21 protein-coding genes and 1 pseudogene are annotated in these 20,569 nt (G+C 34.7%); 15 read left to right on the forward strand and 7 right to left on the reverse strand.

Annotation, left to right across the window (positions count from 1 at the left end; genetic code table 11):
- Both EC501_RS00005 and EC501_RS00010 read right to left on the reverse strand, forming a co-directional pair.
- Positions 1-415 (reverse strand): annotated as a pseudogene (locus tag EC501_RS00005) (transposase); the annotation flags it as partial.
- 180 nt (positions 416-595) lie between these two features.
- The gene (locus tag EC501_RS00010; protein ID WP_122970240.1) at positions 596-1,528 is read right to left on the reverse strand and encodes a COX15/CtaA family protein; all 933 of its coding nucleotides are present in this window, start codon (positions 1,526-1,528) and stop codon (positions 596-598) included.
- 1,118 nt (positions 1,529-2,646) lie between these two features.
- Here EC501_RS00010 and coxB point away from each other — a divergent pair.
- From coxB to EC501_RS00045, 6 genes are all read left to right on the forward strand, one after another.
- Entirely contained in the window at positions 2,647-3,717 is a 1,071-nt protein-coding gene (gene coxB / locus EC501_RS00020; RefSeq protein ID WP_122970242.1) for a cytochrome c oxidase subunit II, read from the forward strand.
- Between the two features lie 39 nt (positions 3,718-3,756).
- Positions 3,757-5,649 (forward strand): cytochrome c oxidase subunit I, encoded by a 1,893-nt coding sequence (ctaD, locus tag EC501_RS00025; protein WP_122970243.1) that lies wholly within the window; start codon positions 3,757-3,759, stop codon positions 5,647-5,649.
- The gene (locus EC501_RS00030; RefSeq protein ID WP_122970244.1) at positions 5,649-6,272 is read left to right on the forward strand and encodes a cytochrome (ubi)quinol oxidase subunit III; all 624 of its coding nucleotides are present in this window, start codon (positions 5,649-5,651) and stop codon (positions 6,270-6,272) included. The genes ctaD and EC501_RS00030 overlap by 1 nt, the downstream gene beginning before the upstream one ends.
- Position 6,273: 1 nt before the next feature.
- Positions 6,274-6,615 carry a cytochrome C oxidase subunit IV family protein gene (locus EC501_RS00035; protein ID WP_122970245.1) on the forward strand — a complete coding sequence of 114 codons (342 nt, stop codon included), beginning with the start codon at positions 6,274-6,276 and terminating at the stop codon, positions 6,613-6,615.
- Positions 6,616-6,755: 140 nt separating this feature from the next.
- Positions 6,756-7,682 (forward strand): cytochrome c oxidase assembly factor CtaG, encoded by a 927-nt coding sequence (gene ctaG / locus EC501_RS00040; RefSeq protein WP_122970246.1) that lies wholly within the window; start codon positions 6,756-6,758, stop codon positions 7,680-7,682.
- Positions 7,683-7,732: 50 nt separating this feature from the next.
- Positions 7,733-8,194, forward strand: a complete 462-nt coding sequence (locus EC501_RS00045; protein ID WP_122970247.1) for a DUF420 domain-containing protein — start codon at positions 7,733-7,735, stop codon at positions 8,192-8,194.
- Positions 8,195-8,285: 91 nt separating this feature from the next.
- Here the strand turns inward: EC501_RS00045 and EC501_RS00050 are convergent, their stop codons facing one another.
- Positions 8,286-8,651, reverse strand: coding sequence for a YugN family protein (locus EC501_RS00050; RefSeq protein WP_122970248.1), 366 nt, complete (start codon positions 8,649-8,651; stop codon positions 8,286-8,288).
- Positions 8,652-8,800: 149 nt separating this feature from the next.
- Between EC501_RS00050 and EC501_RS00055 the strand changes: the two genes are divergently transcribed.
- The 3 genes from EC501_RS00055 to EC501_RS00065 all read left to right on the forward strand — a co-directional run bounded on the left by EC501_RS00055 (position 8,801) and on the right by EC501_RS00065 (position 12,073).
- The gene (locus EC501_RS00055; protein WP_122970249.1) at positions 8,801-9,865 is read left to right on the forward strand and encodes a CAP domain-containing protein; all 1,065 of its coding nucleotides are present in this window, start codon (positions 8,801-8,803) and stop codon (positions 9,863-9,865) included.
- A 121-nt stretch (positions 9,866-9,986) separates the two neighbouring features.
- Entirely contained in the window at positions 9,987-11,465 is a 1,479-nt protein-coding gene (locus tag EC501_RS00060) for a UDP-N-acetylmuramoyl-L-alanyl-D-glutamate--2,6-diaminopimelate ligase (RefSeq protein WP_122970250.1), read from the forward strand.
- Between the two features lie 161 nt (positions 11,466-11,626).
- On the forward strand, positions 11,627-12,073 hold the full coding sequence (locus EC501_RS00065; RefSeq protein WP_122970496.1) for a YlbF/YmcA family competence regulator: 447 nt from the start codon (positions 11,627-11,629) through the stop codon (positions 12,071-12,073).
- Between the two features lie 65 nt (positions 12,074-12,138).
- Here EC501_RS00065 and EC501_RS00070 read toward each other — a convergent pair whose 3' ends face one another.
- Positions 12,139-13,071: a glycerophosphodiester phosphodiesterase family protein gene (locus tag EC501_RS00070; RefSeq protein ID WP_122970251.1), complete on the reverse strand. Its 933-nt coding sequence runs from the start codon at positions 13,069-13,071 to the stop codon at positions 12,139-12,141.
- 212 nt (positions 13,072-13,283) lie between these two features.
- On the opposite strand from EC501_RS00070, the gene EC501_RS00075 reads away from it, so the two are divergent.
- Complete coding sequence (locus tag EC501_RS00075; protein WP_122970252.1) at positions 13,284-13,556, forward strand: YlbG family protein; 273 nt, start codon at positions 13,284-13,286, stop codon at positions 13,554-13,556.
- Positions 13,557-13,579: 23 nt separating this feature from the next.
- Here the strand turns inward: EC501_RS00075 and EC501_RS00080 are convergent, their stop codons facing one another.
- Positions 13,580-13,969, reverse strand: coding sequence for a DUF7147 family protein (locus tag EC501_RS00080; protein WP_122970253.1), 390 nt, complete (start codon positions 13,967-13,969; stop codon positions 13,580-13,582).
- A 54-nt stretch (positions 13,970-14,023) separates the two neighbouring features.
- On the opposite strand from EC501_RS00080, the gene EC501_RS00085 reads away from it, so the two are divergent.
- Genes EC501_RS00085 through coaD form a run of 3 tightly spaced genes read left to right on the forward strand, consistent with a single transcriptional unit; the run spans position 14,024 to position 16,530 of the window.
- The gene (locus EC501_RS00085) at positions 14,024-15,436 is read left to right on the forward strand and encodes an RNA polymerase II (protein WP_122970254.1); all 1,413 of its coding nucleotides are present in this window, start codon (positions 14,024-14,026) and stop codon (positions 15,434-15,436) included.
- A 21-nt stretch (positions 15,437-15,457) separates the two neighbouring features.
- On the forward strand, positions 15,458-16,015 hold the full coding sequence (rsmD, locus tag EC501_RS00090) for a 16S rRNA (guanine(966)-N(2))-methyltransferase RsmD (RefSeq protein WP_122970255.1): 558 nt from the start codon (positions 15,458-15,460) through the stop codon (positions 16,013-16,015).
- Between the two features lie 26 nt (positions 16,016-16,041).
- The gene (coaD, locus tag EC501_RS00095) at positions 16,042-16,530 is read left to right on the forward strand and encodes a pantetheine-phosphate adenylyltransferase (RefSeq protein ID WP_122970256.1); all 489 of its coding nucleotides are present in this window, start codon (positions 16,042-16,044) and stop codon (positions 16,528-16,530) included.
- A 41-nt stretch (positions 16,531-16,571) separates the two neighbouring features.
- On the opposite strand, the gene EC501_RS00100 is transcribed toward coaD, so the two are convergent.
- Complete coding sequence (locus EC501_RS00100; RefSeq protein ID WP_241559234.1) at positions 16,572-17,369, reverse strand: hypothetical protein; 798 nt, start codon at positions 17,367-17,369, stop codon at positions 16,572-16,574.
- A gap of 213 nt (positions 17,370-17,582) precedes the next feature.
- Between EC501_RS00100 and EC501_RS00105 the strand changes: the two genes are divergently transcribed.
- Positions 17,583-18,638, forward strand: a complete 1,056-nt coding sequence (locus EC501_RS00105) for a SepM family pheromone-processing serine protease (RefSeq protein WP_421930377.1) — start codon at positions 17,583-17,585, stop codon at positions 18,636-18,638.
- Between the two features lie 28 nt (positions 18,639-18,666).
- Here EC501_RS00105 and EC501_RS00110 read toward each other — a convergent pair whose 3' ends face one another.
- Positions 18,667-19,875 (reverse strand): nucleotidyltransferase, encoded by a 1,209-nt coding sequence (locus EC501_RS00110; protein WP_122970258.1) that lies wholly within the window; start codon positions 19,873-19,875, stop codon positions 18,667-18,669.
- A 143-nt stretch (positions 19,876-20,018) separates the two neighbouring features.
- On the opposite strand from EC501_RS00110, the gene EC501_RS00115 reads away from it, so the two are divergent.
- Entirely contained in the window at positions 20,019-20,552 is a 534-nt protein-coding gene (locus EC501_RS00115; RefSeq protein ID WP_122970259.1) for a YceD family protein, read from the forward strand.
- The last annotated feature ends 17 nt before the right edge of the window (positions 20,553-20,569 follow it).

Consider the following 20,569-nt stretch of genomic DNA (forward strand, 5'->3'; position numbering starts at 1 on the left):
TCTTCGCCTGCCTTTCCATTTCTTCGAGCTTTTTTAGGAGCGTAAGCTCCGCCTCTAATAATCGAATACGCGCTTCTGCTTTTTCTAATTTCTTTTCAGCTGACAAGTGTTCAGCCTTTGGACGACCAGAACTTGCTTTTCCGCGTCGTTCCTCTAAAAATCCTGATTCTCCAAGTGTTTGATAGGTTTTACGCCAGCGTGCAAGGGAACTTTGAGCTTTCTTTAGACCAATAATTTCTAAATCAAACCCAGCTTCATTGAAGATCTGAGCTGGTCCTTTTCCTAATTGATTTTCCTTAACCGCTTTTATTTTAAATTCGGCTGTATATTGGATGGCGCGATCTGATACTGATGCAACATTTTGGTTTGTTTCTAATAGTCTACGTTGATGTTCATTAAAAATTATCTTACTCATAAAAATTCTCCCGTTCATAAATAGTATGTTAAGTATAACGGGGTAGTTCATTGAAGAAAATAGAAAAACCCCGAATAGGTCCACTTTTTTTAAAGTGTCCACTATTCGGGGTTCAGTTCAGACCTTTTTTCAAGTGTCTTTCTTATAGGGTACATTTTATTTTCCACTGCCCCTTTAAATTTATTTACTATTTTTCTCATTATAGTTGCTTCGAGATACAAGTAAAATCATGTAACAGAATAAACCGAATAGACACGAAATAAAGAATGAATGTAATAAAGAAACGATTAAGTTAAGCTTTGTGAAAATAATTAACATACCCGTCATCATTTGTGTTAGTAGAATGAAGAAGGCAATAATCCATCCCCAGTAAATAACTCGCTGTTCTTTGTAATGTCTTATAACATGTATTGCAATATATGTAACCCAAACGAATATTAATAAAACCGCAAAACGATGTCCCATTTGAACCCATTGATGTAATCCCGTTGGCAATGCGAACGGATTTTCATTGTTACAAAACGGCCAATCAGAACAAACTAAACTTGCTTGTGTATGTCTTACTAACGCACCAGTATACACTACGATATATGAATATAACGTGACACCGAAAGTGTGTATTTTAAGTTTTTTACTTATATAAACTTTATCGGCATCGAATTTTTTATCTACTTCGAAAACAATCATCGCTAATAATAAAACCGATGCAAATGAAATTAATGAAATACCGAAATGAAGTGCAAGAATGAAGTCGCCTTGTCCCCAAAGTACTTGAGCAGCTCCAATTAATGCTTGAGCTACTAAGAAAAAGATTGCTAAAATTCCTAAAAATTTTACTTCACGAATAGAACCAAGTTTACGCCATGTCCAAATGACTAAAATAAGAACGAGGATAGATACTGAACCTGTCACTAATCGGTGGGAAAATTCAATTAAAACTTCAGTTGTTATTTCTTTTGGAATTAGTGAACCGTTACAATCTGGCCAGTTTCGACCACAACCTAAACCGCTTTCAGTTTTTGTAACAAGTGCTCCTCCAATAAGAATAAGCAACATACCGATTGTCGTAGCAAAAGCAATCCATTTCAGTAATTTACTTTGATAATGTTGCATTTTAAGAGCCACCTACTTTTTCTATCTATAAACTTATAAAAAGCTTTTATGCCTTTTATGATAATAGCGAATAAATAGGTAAAAGACAACTTCAAACAGTTAGACCTTAGTTTGGGGCTATGTCTTTTCACAAATTGTTCATAAATTCGTGCTTTTACATTCACATTTCCCCCCCTAAAATGGATTACTATATAGATGTTCTTTTAAAACAATGTAGCTAACCCAAATTGCATTTTGGTCAACTTATCGAAATTTTACTTAATATCTAGAAATAAAGGACAAATTTCGATATAGTTATTGTTAGCGGAATATGCTTACAAAAATGAAAGGAGAGGCAAAATGTTATAGGGCGTGCATTGAATTGATGATATGTCCTAAAAACTTCGTTGATAAAAATTTCTGCACTTATTTTATGATAGGGATTGTAGATTGAAACATAGTACGAACTATTTTTTACATGGGTAAATACACAAATTTATTTCATTTAAAGAGTAATCAATCTCATAACAATAAACGAAGCATCGGACATTTTGTTTCCATTCCTTAAAATTGTAGGTAAATTTTTGTTATTACGGCATCTTTACGCCGTCATGTGGGGACGAGTTGGGATAAGAGCATAGTGTTCTATAGTCAAACTATAGTTTAGAACAGGGCAGTATCGATACTGTTGAAAAAGTTTATTTGACAACTTCGTACTGCTAATAAGTAGTAGCGGATAAAATCCTTTCGGTATGGAAGCGCTAGCTTTTTTCAAGTTTGTATGGCATCCACAGGATATTTACTTTACATATGAACCCATAGTGAGGAATATCGAATAGCAAATATACCAATGCTACTATAGGAAAAGTTTTAAAATGACTAATTGTTTTATGGTATTATAAAACTTAGTGCTTTTAACTTTAGGAAAGTTGGTCAGGCTTTATTATTTTAGCTATTATATTGAATATGGATAACTTGCTCATGTGGTTCAACTTTTAATACAAACGATGATTTATTATGATCAATTGACTTTTGTTATTTTTGGAATTCTTCTTTGAAAAGGGATTCACATAGAACTATAAAACCAACGTCCTAGTTACACATGAAAATACAACAAAGAAAGAGGGGTTAATTAAGCTATGATGAAAGGGCTTAAAAAATGGCGTCTTTTCTCGCTGTTAGCGGTAATGACAGTTTTTCTTTCTGCATGTGGTGAAGATTATATTTCAACACTTAAACCAGCTGGAGCAGTGGGAAAAGAACAATTAAACTTACTATTATTCTCCATCACAATTATGGCTTTAGTAGTAATAGTAGTATCATTCCTTTATTTATATGCTTTCGTTAAGTTCCGTCGTTCAAAACAAGGCGAGAACCACATGCCAAAACAAGTAGAAGGAAGTCATACATTAGAAGTAATTTGGACAGTTATTCCAATCATTTTACTTTTAATCTTAGCTGTTCCTACTTTAATTTCTACTTATAAACTTGCTGACGTAAAAGCAATGGATGAGGTTGACGAAGAAGGAAACAAATCAGCATTAACTGTTAATGTTACTGCGAAATTATATTGGTGGGAATTTGAATATCCAGAACAAGGTATTGTAACAGCACAAGAACTTGTTGTTCCTACTGGTGAAAAAGTTTACTTTAACTTAAAAGCTGCAGACGTTAAGCACTCATTCTGGATTCCATCTATCGGTGGTAAAATGGATACTAACGTAGAAAACGTGAACAAATTCTATTTACAGTTTGACGAAGAGTCAAAAGATCTTGAAGAAGGCGTATTCTTCGGTAAATGTGCTGAACTTTGTGGTCCTTCCCATGCGTTAATGGACTTCAAAGTAAAAACACTTGCTCCTGAAGAGTTTGAAAATTGGGTTGCTTCTATGCAAGCAACAGAAGGTCAAACAGCATCTGCTGATTCTGCCGATTTAGGGGAAGCAACATTTGCGAATAGCTGTTTAGCTTGTCACGCAGTATCTGGCGTTGGTGCTTCAGGTGCTATGGGGCCAAACTTAACAACATTTGGTGACCGTAACCGTGTTGCTGGTGTATTAGAACACAATAAAGAAAGCTTAGAAAAATGGATTACAGATCCAGAAAGCGTTAAACCAGGTAACTTAATGACTGGTAAATATGGTGAACTGTCTGAAGAAGAAATAAGTGCAGTTGCTGATTACATTATGAGTTTATCTGTAGAAGAATAATTTCTACTTCGATAGAAACACTTGAAGGAGGTTAAAGTTGTGAGCTCTGTTGCAGTTGCAAAGAAAAAGGGCTTTGGAGCAACATTATGGGACTACTTAACAACTGTCGATCATAAAAAACTAGGCGTTATGTATTTATTAGCCGGGACTTTGTTTTTCGCAATCGCAGGTTTAGAAGCGCTTTTAATGCGTATTCAGTTAATGTTACCAAATAATGATTTTGTTTCAGCCGGTACATTCAATGAATTATTAACAATGCATGGTACGACGATGCTATTTTTAGCAGCAACACCATTACTATTTGGCTTTATGAACGCCGTTGTACCTTTACAAATTGGTGCACGTGACGTTGCATTCCCATTCCTAAACTCTTTAGGATTTTGGTTATTCTTCCTAGGTGCAATCTTTTTACACCTATCATTCTTTTTAGGTGGAGCACCTGATGCTGGATGGACTTCTTATGCATCATTATCTTTATATTCACCTGGTCATGGTATTGACTTTTATGTATTAGGTTTACAAATTTCTGGTGCTGGTACATTGATTTCAGGTATTAACTTCATCGTTACGATCATTACGATGCGTGCACCAGGTATGACATTTATGCGTATGCCATTATTTACTTGGACTACTTTAATTACAAGTGCATTAATTTTATTCGCATTCCCTCCACTAACAGTGGCTTTATTCTTTATGTTAGTTGACCGCATGTTCGGAGCTAATTTCTTCGACCATGTAATGGGTGGTAATACAATTATTTGGGAGCATTTATTCTGGATTTTTGGTCACCCTGAAGTATATATCTTAGTTTTACCTGCATTCGGTTTATTCTCTGAGATTATTCCGGTATTTGCTCGTAAACGTTTATTCGGATACTCTTCAATGGTATTCGCTACAATTTTAATCGGTTTCTTAGGATTCATGGTTTGGGCTCACCACATGTTTACAACTGGACTTGGGCCAACTGCAAACGCTATTTTTGCCGTTTCAACAATGGCGATTGCCGTTCCAACAGGGATGAAAGTATTCAACTGGATCTTAACAATTTGGGGCGGTTCGATTAAAGTAACAGTTCCAATGCTATATGCCCTTGGATTTATTCCATCATTCGTAGCTGGTGGTGTTACAGGTGTTATGCAGGCAACTGCACCACTTGACTATCAATTACATGATTCTTACTTTATTGTAGCTCACTTCCACTACGTAATCGTTGGTGGTATCGTATTAGCAATCTTTGGTTCAATGCATTTCTATTGGCCAATTATGTTTAACCGTGCTTTAAATGAAACATTAGGGAAATGGACTTTCTGGTTCTTCTTTATCGGATTCCATTTAACATTCTTCATTCAGCATTTCTTAGGTTTAATGGGTATGCCTCGTCGTGTATTCACTTACCAGGCAGACCAAGGATGGGATTTATTTAACTTTATTTCATCAATCGGTGCGATTATGATGGCCATTGGTGTTCTAATTTTAGTATTTAATATCATTATTTCTGCAAAATCTAAACCATTAAATTGTCGTGATTACTGGGGCGATGGACGTTCACTTGAGTGGGCTCTTAAAACACCAGTACCGTTCTATAACTTTAAACAAACTCCACTAGTACGTGGATACGACCCTTATTGGTTAGAAAAACATGAAGGTAATGAAGAAGGTATGACATATGCTGAACCACTTGGTGAAATCCATATGCCAAATAACTCAATTTTACCTTTAGTTATGTCAATTGGTTTATTCGTTGCTGCCTTCGGTGCACTATATCACCCAGATGGTGAAGCATGGTCTATTCCAGTTATTATTATTGGTTTAGCGATTACAGTTGGAGCTATGATTGTTCGCTCAATGAAAGATGATCTTGGTTTCCATGTACATGTTGAGGAAATTGTTGCTACTGAAGAGCAACTTTATGGAAAAGGGGGTAACAAATAATGGAAGAAACTAAATTCACCCCACAAACTTGGCCAGATAAACCGGAACAAGCTACTCCGGAAGCTAAAAATAAATTCGTAGGAATTTGGATTTTTATTTGTAGTGATATTACGCTTTTTGCCAGTGTATTTGCTACTTACCTTTCTTTAAAAGACAAAGGTCCTGCTGGTATGGAATTTTCAGCTGCAGAACTTTTTGAACTACCGTTAGCATTTGTTATGACAATGTTACTTTTAACATCATCATTAACATCCGTTTATGCAATGTATCATATGAAAAACTATAACTTCAAAGGCGTTCAATTATGGATGACAATTACAGTTCTTTTAGGTCTTGGATTCCTTGCCCTTGAAATTTATGAGTTCTATCACTATGTACACATTGGTTTTGGTTATACTCAATCCGCGTTCTCTTCAGCATTCTTTACATTAGTAGGGACTCACGGATTGCACGTTGTTATCGGTTTAGTTTGGATCATTTGCTTACTAGTTCGTAACGCAAGACGTGGACTAAACTTATACAACGCTCCAAAATACTATGCCGCTTCTATTTTCTGGCACTTTATTGATGTAGTTTGGGTATTTATCTTTACTGTTGTTTACTTGATGGGGGTGTTAGGATAATATGGGACACGATACACAAGTTCAAGCTAAAACAAAAGCACAGTTTGAGTATGAGCGTCATCATAACGCCGTGCACATGCGTAAGCAAGTAATCAATTTTGCGATTATGATTTTCTTAACATTTCTAGCATTTACTGTAGTAGTTGCTGATTTTTCCGCTTATTTCATTAAGCCTTTTATTCTACTACTAGCTGCAGTACAAGTTGTATTACAACTATATTCTTTCATGCATATGGATGATAAGAAAGGACACCATATCGGTGTTATCCAAACATTCGTATGGTTTGGAGCTGTAATTGCATTTACATTCTTCTTAACTTTCTTAACGATCATTTGGTGGTAAGATTGAAAAAAGCGCTTCTAGGCAATCTAGAAGTGCTTTTTTTTACCGCAAATATAGTTAATTGTCATAGTTCGTTCATTGATGTTATGATGTAAGCGTTCTATAATAGAACTACTGAAGTTTAAAGGAGCGCATGATTTATGCCGTTAAGTATATTTGGATTTCAAGCATTATGGAGTCCTTATTTAATTGGGTTTATCGTATTGTTAACCGTTCTCTATTTTTTATTAACAACTACTTGGAGAAAATCGTTTAAAGTAAGTGAGCCCTTAAAGAGAAATGAAGCAGTATACTTTATATTAGCAATGATTTTATTATATGTACTAAAAGGCTCGCCCATTGATTTAATGTCACATATTATGTTTACATATCATATGGTTCAAATGGCTTTTCTACTTTTATTAGTTCCAATGTTCTTGATCAAAGGTGTTCCATGGTGGGTTTGGAAAGTCATGATTGAAGCGCCGGTTGTACGTAATATTTTTAAAGTATTTACACAACCGATTGTTGCAGCCTTTGTGTTTGCATTGATGTTTTCTTTGTATCATATGCCTGGTATTTTTGATGTTATTAAGCTGAATGAAACGTATCATGTTATTTTTACTTTCCTTTTATTTGCTGCAGCCTTCTTTATGAACTGGCCATTAGTAGGTAATGTTCCGGGGCAGCGAAAAATGAAACATCTATCAAAATTAGGTTATATTATCGCCAATGCGGTTTTAATTACTCCTGCCTGTGCATTAATCATCTTTAATCCAAATCCAATGTACGCCACATATACGGATGGAGAAACTTGGTTAAAAGCGATGGAGCTTTGTGTTCCTTCTACAACATTAGCAGGGTTATCACTGTCTGGACCAGAGCTATTTAATAATATGAGCCCTCTATCTGATCAACAATTAGGTGGGGTTTTAATGAAAATCATTCAAGAAATTATTTTTGGTATTGTATTGTTTAAAGTATTTTTTGAATGGTGGAGAGTTGAAAAAGCAGATGAGAAGGATATTAACGAAAAGGCATTAAGAGATTTTCAAGCAGCAAAGCAACAGAGCAACAATTTTAATTAAATTGTTTATATAAAGAAAATATAGATTACTAAAAGATAGGAGAATGTTTAATGGGTGTACCTATTCTACCTACGATTAGTACTTCATTTATTGTTATAAGTGCCGTTTTAGTTGCAATTGGATGGGGTCTAATTTATAAAAGAAAAATTGAAGCACATAAAAAAGTAATGTTAGCTGCTGGCGTAGCGGCGTCAATCTTCTTTATCATTTACGCTTCTAGAACGATTTTTATCGGAAACACTTCCTTTGGTGGACCAGAGGAATTAAAAGGTTATTACACGTTCTTTTTAGTTTTCCATATTGTTTTAGCGACAGTGGGAGCAGTATTTGGACTTGTAAGCATAATTACAGGATTGAAAACAAAATTAACGATCCATCGTCGAATCGGACCAATCACGAGTATTATTTGGTTTTTCGTAGCAATAACAGGGGTAGCAGTTTATTTACTGTTATATGTTATTTATGAAGGTGGACAAACGACATCTTTAATAAAAGCAATCTTAGGATTTTAATGGGAACGAAAGGGCAATCTAACTGATTGCCCTTTTTGTTTTAAATAATATAAAAAAGGTAAGACAAAGTGTCTTACCTTAAATGTTGAAATTAAGCTTCGATACCATATGCTGCAAAATCTTTTTTAACGTTCGCTAAAATTTGTTCGCATTCATTTACTAAATGTTTTGGGAAAACTTCATCTTCACCGTATTCAACACCGTGTGGATAATAGTATTTACCAAGAGCTGGTTTACCAATTTTTAATACAGCGCTACGATTACCAACATCCCCAGAAATGGCACTGCAAAATACGCGTAAATAATAGCGACCTTCTTTTAAATCAAAGCGTTTATCGAAAGTCATACGATCGTAGTCCCAAGCACCGTCACATTCAAGACCGTTTTTTCCCATAACACTTACAAGAAGTTCTTGTTCAGCTGTTATATTTTCAAGTGTTTTGTTCTCAAAATACATTAATAAATCCTCCTTTAGCAAAATCGTACATGAAGTATACGCTCAATTTTTATAATAGAGCAAAATATCTTTTGTTGCAATGGCAACATTGTGTCAACCACGATATTATTGATATAATAGTACTAATAAAAATAAAGGATAAAGAACGCATGAAAACTCTTTTTCGAATCTTAATCGTCCTGTCCTTGCTTGCAATTATCTTTTTTTACTCTTCAAACATGGAAGATAATTATGAACCATTAGAAGGACCCAATTCATCATCACAAGTTATACCCAAAACGGATAGCGAGCCGAAAGAAATTCAAGATGCACTACCACGTCCTGAAACAGGAATATCAACACTTATCGGTAAACAAAGTAATGAATTATTAAAGCTATTTGGAGAGCCATCTCGTTATGACCGTTCGCCATATGGTTACGATTGGTGGGTATATAACGAGGATTATAACAAATTTAGTATGTTTGCAGTGAAAGATAATAAGGTTACCCAAGCTTATAGTAGTGGTGAATTAGCAGATGTCTCTCCGTATAAAATGGGTCAATCATTGGCGGAAATTTACCAAATGACGATTATGGAGTCAGAGATTACAGCTACAATTGGTGAAAACATTTATACCTTTACATTGAGCGAAGATGATATGAATACACGGATCTTAACTAAATTAGGTGACATTTTTGCTCAACTATATATCGATAGTGAAAGTGGAAAATTGAGTGGTATACGTTTTTTAGATAGTCAAACTTTAGTTTTACACCGCCCTTATGAAATGTCCTTTGTAGGTGAGTTAATATCACCTCCAAGCCCGAATTCCTATTTAATAGAAGAAAGTAATAAAGACAGTGCAGCACAGCTTTTCGATTTGTTAAACGTTTTTCGTGTGAACAACGATATACCAATCATTAATTATGATGTGTATGTATCAGTAGTTGCTATGCAACATAGTGAAGATATGTATACAGAAAATTATTTATCCCATGATTCGCCGACAAATGGGTCATTAAAGGACCGATTAGAGGAAGAAGGGATTCTTTATGAAGAAGCTGAAGAAAATATTGCGACGGCTTATATTGATTCGATAGAAGCTGCCCATGGTTGGCTAAATTCTAGAACGCACCGGGAGTATATGCTTAGTAGTGATTATACCCACGTCGGTTCAGGAGTTTTTATCAATTACTATACACAAATATTTATTCAAAAAAATGAAGATGAATAAAGTCGCCCTTTAGTCGAGTTGGACTAAAGGGTTTTTCGTTGTGTCCAGTCTTTTCTTAGCCTTTCACTTTTTAGTGTCACGATAAAAACCTAGGCATAAAATAGGGAAAAGGAGTGACAACTTGCAACTGGCAGAACTTTTAAAAGAATGGCCATGTACAGTAAAAGGTGGCTCAATTCGAGTTGAAGTAACTGGAATAGAGGATTATGCACAAGGTGTAAAAAAAGGCGATTTATTTATCGTTCGTAAAGGTAGAAAATCGGATGGACTAAAATATGTTGATACGGCAATTGAAAATGGAGCAGTCGGTATAGTAATTGAAGATGAAAAACAATTAGATACATTAAAGCTATCAGTTCCAGTAATATGGGTTCCAAATGTTTTAAAATTCATGTCGTATAGTGCTGCTAAACTAAATCATTTCCCAGCTGAAGCAATGCAAGTTATTGCTATTACAGGAACAAATGGAAAAACAACCGTCAGTCATTTTATCGGTCAACTACTACACGCACTACATAAAAATGTAATAGTGATTGGAACGAATGGAATTTATATTAATGGAGTAGAGTTACTATTAGATTATGAACATTTAACAACTTTACAACCGAAACATTTACACAGAATTTTAAAAATTGCCGTAAGTCGTGGAGTGGAATATGTTGTACTTGAAGCATCCTCCATGGGACTTGCAAAGCATCGACTAGATGATTGTGCTATTAATATAGGTGTTTTCTTAAACTTAGCAGAGGATCATATTGAAGATCACGGGTCCTATGATAAATATAAAGCAGCAAAACAAATCCTTTCCACATTATCTGAACGACTTGTTTTAAATGGGGACGATTCGTTTTGTCGTACAGTTGGGCTTCAAGCTAAAAAGAAAAAAGCCTATTTTGGTCTAGGAAATCGGGTCGATTATCAATTGCAGCTTCTTGCAGAAGGGGTAACAACATCAACTTGCTGTCTTCAAAGTAATAAAGGGCAAAAGGTATTTTCCGTTCCATTTGTTGGTGAACATCATTTGCAAAATACGATTGCTGCGATTACATCGGTAAGTGAACTCGGATTTCCGATTGCAGACATTTGCGAAGCAGCTGAAAAGCTTACTTTACCAAAAGGTAGGCTTGAAGCAATTCCAAATGATTTTAATTTAGATATATATATTGATTATGCCCATACCGAGGCTGCTTTACGAGCAGTATTGCAAACGTTAAATAAAACTGTAAAGAGAGATTTAATTGTTGTCTTTAGTTGTGGTGGAGATAGGGATAAACATAAACGGATTAAAATGGGCGCAGTTGCTTCGAAATATGCGAATTTCATTTATTTAACGACTGATAATCCAAGAAGTGAGGATCCAGAACTGATTAATTCACAAATTGCAGCTGGATTTTCTCCAAAACAGCAATATGAAATGATATTGGATCGAGCAAAGGCGATTGAAACAGCTATCCTTAATGCAAAAGAAGGGGATACAATATTAATTGCTGGGAAAGGGCATGAGACGACACAAACAATTGGTACTAAAGAAATACAATTCTCCGATTACGAATGTGTCAAGGCTGTTCTCGAAAAACGTCTTACCGATCATGTAGAATAACTATTTTTTCGTTCAACTTTCTTCTCTATTATTAATCATTCAAACAATTCGATACAACGCAATTAACATGTTAAAATATACTAATAACATAATTATAAGCCATTGTTATACAAACATGATTCAAATTCTGCTATGATAATATCAGATTGGAGGAAATAATGGTGATAATGACATCAGAATGGGCCTTCATTTTAGATGAAGCAGATGAATTGAGTGCAATGCTCCTCTCTTCAGAACAAGCTCAAAAGTTACGTAATGCTTATCATGATGTTTATAGTAATGAAGATCTTGTAGAGCAAATACGAGCATTTACACGAATGAAAGAACAATATGAGGATGTACAACGTTTTGGTAAATATCATCCTGATTATCATACAATCATGAAAAAAATTCGCGAACAAAAACGAAATCTTGATTTAGATAAACGTGTTGCGAGTTTAAAACTAGCAGAGAACGATTTCCAAGATTTATTGGATGAAATTAGTTTAATTATTGGAAAATCTGTTTCTGAAGCAGTTAAAGTACCTGTAAGTAACCCTTTCTTTGCAACAAATTCTTCCTGTGGAAGTGGTTGTGGTAGCGGAGGAAGCTGTTCTTGCTCAGCATAATGGAAAAAGGGTAACTTCGAAAAGTTGCCCTTTTTTAAGAGTAGATTAAGTCTTTTTGACTTCATCTACTCTTTTTTGTCTTTATTTCGTTCCTCTTCTAATTGCTGTAATAATGGTACGGCGATATCCGGTCGATCAGTTACAATTCCTTTTGCCCCTAATTTAATTAAACGTTCCATCGTATTAGGATCGTTAATCGTCCAAAAATGAACTGGGATATTCAGTTTTCCAAGAAATTGAATAAATTTTGATGACTCTAAAGAGACGACACCAAATTTTGTTGGAATTTGAAAAACATCCACCTTTGGATGATATAAATGGCCAAATTGACTAGTAAATGCTGTAAACGCTTTTCTTACATCATTTTCTCCAGCCCCTAAAGCAACTTGATTTTGGGCATATAAATTAAAACGATCAACTTGCTCACTATAGAAGCTTGTCACAACAATACGGTTTTCAGCTCCGAATTCCTCAATAAGACGCCATAATTTTGATGGCATTAAACTACCTTCGTAACTATCTGGTCCATCTTTAATGTCAATATTAATGTACATATTCGGATAAATTTCAAATAATTCCCGTAATGTTACGATTTCAACTTTTTGTTCACGATAAGGGAAGTTTCCCTCTAAATCTTCGAAGTGATATCCGAAGTTTAATTGTTTTAACTCTTCAATTGTTAAATCTTTAACAAAACCGGCACCATTACTTGTACGGTCTACTGTTTCATCATGAAAGACAACAATTTCCTCATCTTTTGTTAAACGAATATCGATTTCGAAACCATCGACACCTAAAGATACAGCTTTTTCAAAGGCAATCATTGTATGTTCAGGGGCTAGGTGAGAGCCACCACGATGTGCAAGAACGATTGGATGAGTATGTTGTAAAACTTCCTTATCTTCTCTTTTTTGTGGCTTTGATATCGCTTTGCTTCCGGCCCATGCTGCTGCACTGGCAGCAGCAATTGCAATCGCAACTTTCGTTTTCTTTCCCATTGAGATCCTCCTTCATAATGGAACAGTTCAATTATATAATTTCATATTTCAGATGAATACCATTCTATTTTATTTTTGTGAATGAATAGTTAAAAACAAGTTAACTCTATAAAGATGATTATAACGGAAATTCTTCTCCCGTGTCACTAAACTCTGTTGCTAACAAAATTGACATTATGGTATGCTTTTATGTAAGAAATGAGGGAATTGAAATGCAGGAACGACAAGGTTTAATTGTTTATGTTCACCAGCTAAAACATGCAAAAAGTTTAAGAAAATATGGACATGTTCATTATATTTCTCGAAAGTTAAAATATGTCGTCATTTATTGTAATCGGGATGAGATACAATCAACGTTGAATAAAATACAACGTCTTCCATTTGTGAAAGACGTTGTTGAATCGTTTCGTCCATTTTTAAAAACTGAGTTTGAAAATGCGAAACCGGATAAAGCAAAAGAATATGATTATAAAGTAGGTTTATAATTGCGAGGAAACCAAGATCATTCTTATTGCTTTGGTGGGATGAAATGATTCATTCTTAAAATACCGATTAAATGTTGATAGAACAAAACGGTTTCAGAGTAGAATGAAGAATGCTTAATTTCCATTGGAATAGCTTTTTTTCCTATTTCACTTAATGTTTCTTCAAATATTTCAAGTCTTTTAGAAGGGTTTTCCGGTGTATATGGAATCCCTTCACGACAAATATAAATAGGCATAAATTTGCTATCCCCAACAGGTTTCAATGCTACAGCAATTGATGCGACTTTTTTGTCGCCTTTAGTTGAAATAAAAATAAAAGCATTATGGAATCTGTTTTCGTTTGTTTTAATGAGTTCGCAAAGTTCATAAATATCTCCATAACCTTGTCCTAATTCAATAAATTGTTGAATCAACTTTCACACATCCTTTCCGATAACAATAGTATCACGATGTAGGGGGTTAGGCACATGAAATATGCAATAAGTTTTTTTGGAGTGCTTATTGCTTCAATAAGTGTGATGCTTTTTTTTCAGTATCAAGTTTATTCCGACAAGCTCGAGTCAGGGGATGGTAATTTCTCATATACTCAAGAAATTGATATCACCTACCGGAGCGGAAACTTAGATATTCGTCATCAGTTTCACAATTTACCAAGTGGAACGATTAACATTCAATGGCCAAATTTAGCTGTAAGCCCTGATTGTTTTATGGATTCTGCTAATAGTTGTAATCGTTTAAGCGAAGATAAGACGAAGTTTGAATCGGGAGAAGGACATAGTCAAGCTTTATCATACATAATTCCTTTGGAAGGTGATTTAACTTCTCAACAGTTTTTAAAAGATATATTTGTCAACCTTTCCAATGGTGAGGCTACATATTCAACAGTACATATTTCAACTGATAATGATGTAAAAGGTAGTTGGGTAACTGGGTTACCGTTAATCGGAGAACAATCCTTGTCCCTTGTTAATTATTCAATGTTTAGTGGTGCTGGTGGAGTTCATGAGCTCTATTGGCAAGTTGGTGATTTAACGGTACAACAACTATCTGATCATTTCTCTTTTTATTCTTCTAATCCTTTGTCACCAGATCTTACGAAGCAATTAAAATCTTCGAAGTTATTATCAGATGAACATATTGCCATTGTACAAGCTAAAAATGTGGATGGACAAGGAGAAAGAGTTTTATTTCTAGAAGATTTTTCGTTGGAATCAATTTTGGAAAATATTCCTCTATTCCAAGTGGCTAAAAACTATCAATTAAATGAAAACCCAAGATGGTTACGGGAAGTGGTTACTTCATTTTTAACCGATTCTATAATCGGTGGGGACAAGGCAAAGGAAATGGTTAATACTTTAACAACTAACATGTCAGATGATCAATTATCAAGTTGGGTGGAGAAGTTAAAATCGTTAAAAGGTGAAAAAATTTCTTCAGAAATATTAGATAAAGAATTATCATCTATTTTTGACCTTCATACAAAATATTTTACAATGAATGAGAAAATGGATGGGGTTTATCCTTTACTATTTCTTGATAGTAGAGAAATTTATTTGAACTCTGAAAAAATACTTGATGGGGATATCGTGTATAAAGATAGTATGTTGTTCTATCCAGCAGATGCTGTTCTGAAAAAGCTCGGCTTTAAAACTTCAGTGGGAAAAAATGGATACTACGTAGAAAATGAATCGAATCGATACAGATTCCCACAAAACTATGGATTTTATGTTTATAATGAACAACGGTATAATACAACGTCAGAGCCAATCACAATCATTGCTGGGACATATTATATTGAAGAAAACTCGTTAAAAAAATTATTCAATGTGGAAATTACTAAGAATGATACAACCATTACGATAAATAGCTACAGCAATTAACAATAAAGGCAAGGTGATCATATGAGAGTTGTAGCAGGTGAAAGAAAAGGAATGCCTTTAAAGGCTGTAACAGGTACGACGACAAGACCAACAACCGATAAAGTGAAAGAGTCTATTTTCAATATTATTGGACCGTTTTTTGATGGTGGTATCGTTTTAGACTTATTTGCAGGTAGTGGAGGCTTAGGCATCGAAACATTAAGTAGAGGTGCGAGTAAAGCAATTTTCGTTGAAAAGGATGGACGGGCCTTTCAAACGTTGCAGGACAATATAAAAAAATGTCGTTATGAAGAGGTTTCTGAAACATACAAAACCGACGCAACCCGTGCTGTGAAAGGATTAATAAAAAGGGATCTTCAAATTGATTATATCTTTTTAGATCCCCCTTACCGTAAAACAGAATATTACGATTTATTAAGTACATTAATAGAAAATGATAAATTATCAAAAGATGCCATTATCGTATGTGAACATGCAGTTGAAGTAAGTTTGCCATCGAATTATGGTCCATATCAATTAACTCGTCAAGAAACATATGGTAGTACGATCATTTCAATTTATCGGTCTACTCATATGTAATTGATAAAGGGAAGAAGGAGAAACCATTGTCTGAAAAAATTGCAGTTGTACCAGGTAGTTTTGATCCGATTACGAATGGACATTTAGATATTATTAAACGGGCAGCGGATGTATTTGATATTATTTATGTAGCCGTTTTAAACAATTCATCAAAAAATCCACTTTTTTCAATTGATGAAAGAATGGACCTTATTCAAGAGGTAACAAAGGATATTCCGAATGTGCGCATTGAAAGTTCATCTGGATTACTAATCGATTACGCCCGAGCAAAAAATGCGAAGGCCATTGTTCGTGGTTTACGGGCTATATCAGATTTTGAGTATGAGATGCAAATTACTTCGATGAATAAGTTTTTAGATGAATCGATTGAAACCTTTTTCATTATGACAAAAAATCAATATTCATTTTTAAGTTCAAGTATTGTGAAAGAAGTAGCCCGCTATGGTGGAGTTGTCTCTGGACTAGTTCCTGAAGTCATTGAAAAGGCATTAATCGAAAAATATAGTCAACAATAAATAAAATCGACAAAATCACAAAGATGATTTTGTCGATTTTTTTATAGAAATAGTAGGTAGAAAAGGGTTGGAATAAGAAGGGTATAGCAAAGTCTCATGAAAAAGTATGGTTTTAACGACAGTTTCTCCGTTTTTGCAATAACAGCAACTTGCATATGAATGCTTAAACTTTGACTAGTTAAAAAAGTTGCTAAAATTACTAGAAGTAAGGTTGGTTGATTCGAAAATAGTTCTTGTCCAATTTTTAAACCGTTTGTCATCTCTAGCATTGCTGCTATAAGAAGCATCAGATTATTATGTATGTCTGGGAAAAAGCTTTTAACAGAATGCATGACAACCGTGTAAATCGTCGTGAAAAAAATAATGGTAGATCCAACGACTAATACAGTCGGTATACTATCTTTAATACTGCTAGTAAAAGGATTCAATTGGTTACTAGGTGGAACAGCAGAAGTAAAGTCGCTTTCCTTTTCTCGACGACAGTAATAGTAAGCTCCGGTTAAAATAATGATCGAAACGGCATGATATAAAATTAAAAATTTCCAGCTAAATGCAGTATTATTTAATAAATCGTTCCCAACAAAGCCTAAAACGAATAATGGGCTTGGACTATGACAAATACTTAAAAGGATGTTTGCTTCACGAAGGGAAATTTGATTGCTTTTTTTCAAATAAGTAATAGTCGCAGCACCAGTTGGAAAACCACCAAGGGCACTAATACCATAAGTTTTAAAATATAATTTGAATCTAGAAGAAGATTTACTTTTTGTTGGTGTTAATCGTATAAACCATTGGGTTAATATTAAATATGGCAATAGATATGGAAAGAGTGCCTCCATAAAAAGTTCTACCCCTAAATCCGTACCTTCATGGGCGATTCCTGGGAAAAGTAGTAGCAAGCAAATCAACAATATACAAATCAATAGATAAAGTAGTGGAATAAGCATCATCTCTTTTCAAATTTTTGTTTTCCATTTAAGCAAATGCTAAACTAATATATGCGACACTTGAATAAAATAGTCTATAAAAGGTAACTTCAGGAGGTGCCATACATATTGAATAAATCCCTTGTTTATTTAATTATCTCGCTTATCATTGTGTTTTTTCTCAGCTTCTATAAGCTGGACTACTATATTATGAAACCTGGAAGTGCCTATGATGTAAGTGAATTTGTTACGGTGGAAGACGGAGATAAAAATCATGAAGGAACAATGAGCTTAATGACGGTAGCAATGGCTCCAGCAACACCTCTTACATATGCGATCGCCTATTTCAAAGACTTTGAAGAAATTTACAAAGAAGAAGAAGTTCGACAAGAGGAAGAGGACGATGAAGAATATAGTGTTCGGCAGCTTAAGTTAATGACGGATTCTCAATTTAATGCCCTTTATATTGCTTTTCAAAGAGCAAAATTACCTTATACGATCGAGTATCATGGGGTAACGGTATTAAATGTTTTAAAAGATGGAGCAGCAGATGGTGAATTACATGCAGGTGATGAAATTGTTGAAGTGGATGGTCAGTTAATTGAAAAGGCACAGGAACTTACAAATATATTAAGTAAGAAGAAAGAAAATGACAAAGTACATCTTGTCATCGATCGTAACGATGAATTATTGGATCGGACTGTTTCATTAAAACCAATTCCTGGTGCAGAAAATAATCGGGTCGGGATTGGAATTACTTATTCTGAAAGTAAACTTATTAAAACTGAACCGAATGTGAAAGTAAATACTGAAAATATTGGTGGTCCTTCAGCGGGGTTAATGTTTACATTGGAAATATTAAACCAACTGCTCGATGAAGATTTAACAAAAGGTTATCATATTGCGGGTACCGGTGAAATGAATGAAGATGGCACTGTTGGGCGTATAGGTGGTATTGAGAAGAAAGTAGTAGCAGCAGATGAAGACGGAATCGAAATCTTTTTTGCTCCTGATGATGAAATAACCGATGAAATGCGTCATGCCGATCCGGATATAAAATCAAATTATGAAGCTGCTGTTGAAACAGCTAAAACAATCGGTACAGATATGGAAATTGTACCAGTTAAAACGATTGATGATGCTTTAGAATATTTAGAACAACTAAAACCAAAAAAAGGATGACATTATTGTCATCCCTTTTTAATATTTTTTATAAACGAATAGGGGGAGTTTGATAATCCTTTGCTATCTTTTCTTTCGTTGATAATTCCACTCCTAGTGCATACATATCGGTTGCGCGGATGTCTAATGCAAGCATTGGGTCTTTAACAGAAGCAACTCGGCTTATTAATGGAAGGGTGAATTGTTTTTTCTTTTCCGATAAATAAGCTTGTCCAGTTGTTGTCATACCTAATAAGCGAATATAAGATGGTTTAGAAGATTGATGAAGCTGTTCCTTCGTTATCCCAGTATAAATATGAGTAAGCATTCTTTGAAGCCTTGTCCAAGTGTACCTTTTTGATTTCACATTGTTCATAAAGTCGAAAAAGGAATCACTTTTTTTAGCAGCTTTTATTAGTGCATGTTCAATTCCTTCAGATACATCGGCGAATTGGGTTAACTGTTCTGGGGTATTTCTCAAAATAGCGTAACGCAAGTATGACCATAATGATTCCCAATGGATAAATGTATGATATTGATTGTTCCAATTTTCCAGTTGTAAATAGGTTTCAGAAGGGACGTATTTTTTCACCCTTTGTAATAATTGTTCTTCAAAAATGGCTTTTCGAATTCCAGTTGCACTAGCAATGGATGAATTGACATTGATGCTATCGTGATAGCCTGCTTGAATACGTTGAATGGTTGACGGTTCAATGGATAAATTCAATCGTTTCGCCGCTTCGATGTAGTGATAGCCTAAAATGTTATTTGGCTGAGATAAATCAATTGTTGCTTTTGATACTTTTTGTCGCAGTTGCTCGTATGCCATATATAAACTTTGGGGATAACTAATCCCAGTTGTAACAAACTGTTTTATTAGCGAGTTGTATTCCTCTTCATGGGCTTTAATTAAATGATACGTATTGAAAAATGGTTCAATAGTGCCTTCTTCACTTCCGAAAGTAAAAGTTTCACATCCAATTGCATTTAAAAGCGTTATAGCCCCTTCTGCAAAGTGGGTAGCATGTCCAGTGCTAAAAACATAAGGAAGTTCGATAACAAGATCTATACCATTTTGTAATGCCATTTTTGTTCGATGCCATTTATCAACGAGAGACGGCTCACCTCGTTGTAAAAAATGTCCACTCATCACAGCAATGACGACATCGGCATTGGATTGATTTTTTGATTGTTTTGCATGATAAAGGTGTCCGTTATGAAACGGATTATATTCAACAACAACGCCGACTGCTTTCATTTGCTACACTCCTAAAAATCATTTTTTCCTACTATCAATTTATAAAAATTATAGTACTCATTTTGTCTAGTGACAAGAAAATATCTTGACATCTAAAAATACACATTATATAATCAACATTGTTGTCTCGAGGTGATTAATGAATGAAATGGTCAATTCATCAATTATCGAAGTATCGCCAAAATGGGATGCCGATAGATGCAGAAGTACAATTGGATGATGTAATGAAACGAAACAAAGATATTCGTCATATTTCACCCGTTCATGTAAAAGGACACTGTACTTTCGGTGCATCGCAAATGACATGTCAATTTACGATGACAGCGACATTAACTCTTCCTGAATCTAGAACTTGGGAAGATGTTGAATATCCAATTGAAGTCGATGCAGTTGAGGTTTTCAGCTGGATAGATCCTGAACATCGTGGTCATGACGATGAAGATATACATTATATTGATGGTGAAGTAATCGACTTAAAACCAGTACTAGAAGAACTTGTACTTCTTGAAGTACCGATGCAAGTATTTAAAGAGGATACGGAAGGAAAAGTACAAGGCGGTAAAGGCTGGAGCTATTCAACTGATGAAGATGTTGCTCGTCAAAAGGAAAATGACGAACCAAAAGTGGATCCAAGACTTGCTGATTTAGCTAAGTATTTTGATCAAACAGATGAATAGATAATCTGTAAGGAGGT

The sequence above is a fragment of the Lysinibacillus halotolerans genome (assembly GCF_003711845.1).
GTDB classification, from domain to species: Bacteria; Bacillota; Bacilli; order Bacillales_A; family Planococcaceae; genus Ureibacillus; species Ureibacillus halotolerans.

Coding starts and splice junctions, on each gene's coding strand:
- EC501_RS00115 (WP_122970259.1), top strand. CDS start 20,019: ATGAAATGGTCAATTCATCAATTATCGAAGTATCGCCAAAATGGGATG.
- EC501_RS00070 (WP_122970251.1), bottom strand. CDS start 13,071: ATGGGAAAGAAAACGAAAGTTGCGATTGCAATTGCTGCTGCCAGTGCA.
- EC501_RS00100 (WP_241559234.1), bottom strand. CDS start 17,369: ATGGAGGCACTCTTTCCATATCTATTGCCATATTTAATATTAACCCAA.
- rsmD (WP_122970255.1), top strand. CDS start 15,458: ATGAGAGTTGTAGCAGGTGAAAGAAAAGGAATGCCTTTAAAGGCTGTA.
- EC501_RS00085 (WP_122970254.1), top strand. CDS start 14,024: ATGAAATATGCAATAAGTTTTTTTGGAGTGCTTATTGCTTCAATAAGT.
- EC501_RS00055 (WP_122970249.1), top strand. CDS start 8,801: ATGAAAACTCTTTTTCGAATCTTAATCGTCCTGTCCTTGCTTGCAATT.
- coxB (WP_122970242.1), top strand. CDS start 2,647: ATGATGAAAGGGCTTAAAAAATGGCGTCTTTTCTCGCTGTTAGCGGTA.
- EC501_RS00010 (WP_122970240.1), bottom strand. CDS start 1,528: ATGCAACATTATCAAAGTAAATTACTGAAATGGATTGCTTTTGCTACG.
- EC501_RS00035 (WP_122970245.1), top strand. CDS start 6,274: ATGGGACACGATACACAAGTTCAAGCTAAAACAAAAGCACAGTTTGAG.
- ctaG (WP_122970246.1), top strand. CDS start 6,756: ATGCCGTTAAGTATATTTGGATTTCAAGCATTATGGAGTCCTTATTTA.
- EC501_RS00050 (WP_122970248.1), bottom strand. CDS start 8,651: ATGTATTTTGAGAACAAAACACTTGAAAATATAACAGCTGAACAAGAA.
- EC501_RS00045 (WP_122970247.1), top strand. CDS start 7,733: ATGGGTGTACCTATTCTACCTACGATTAGTACTTCATTTATTGTTATA.
- EC501_RS00030 (WP_122970244.1), top strand. CDS start 5,649: ATGGAAGAAACTAAATTCACCCCACAAACTTGGCCAGATAAACCGGAA.
- EC501_RS00075 (WP_122970252.1), top strand. CDS start 13,284: ATGCAGGAACGACAAGGTTTAATTGTTTATGTTCACCAGCTAAAACAT.
- EC501_RS00110 (WP_122970258.1), bottom strand. CDS start 19,875: ATGAAAGCAGTCGGCGTTGTTGTTGAATATAATCCGTTTCATAACGGA.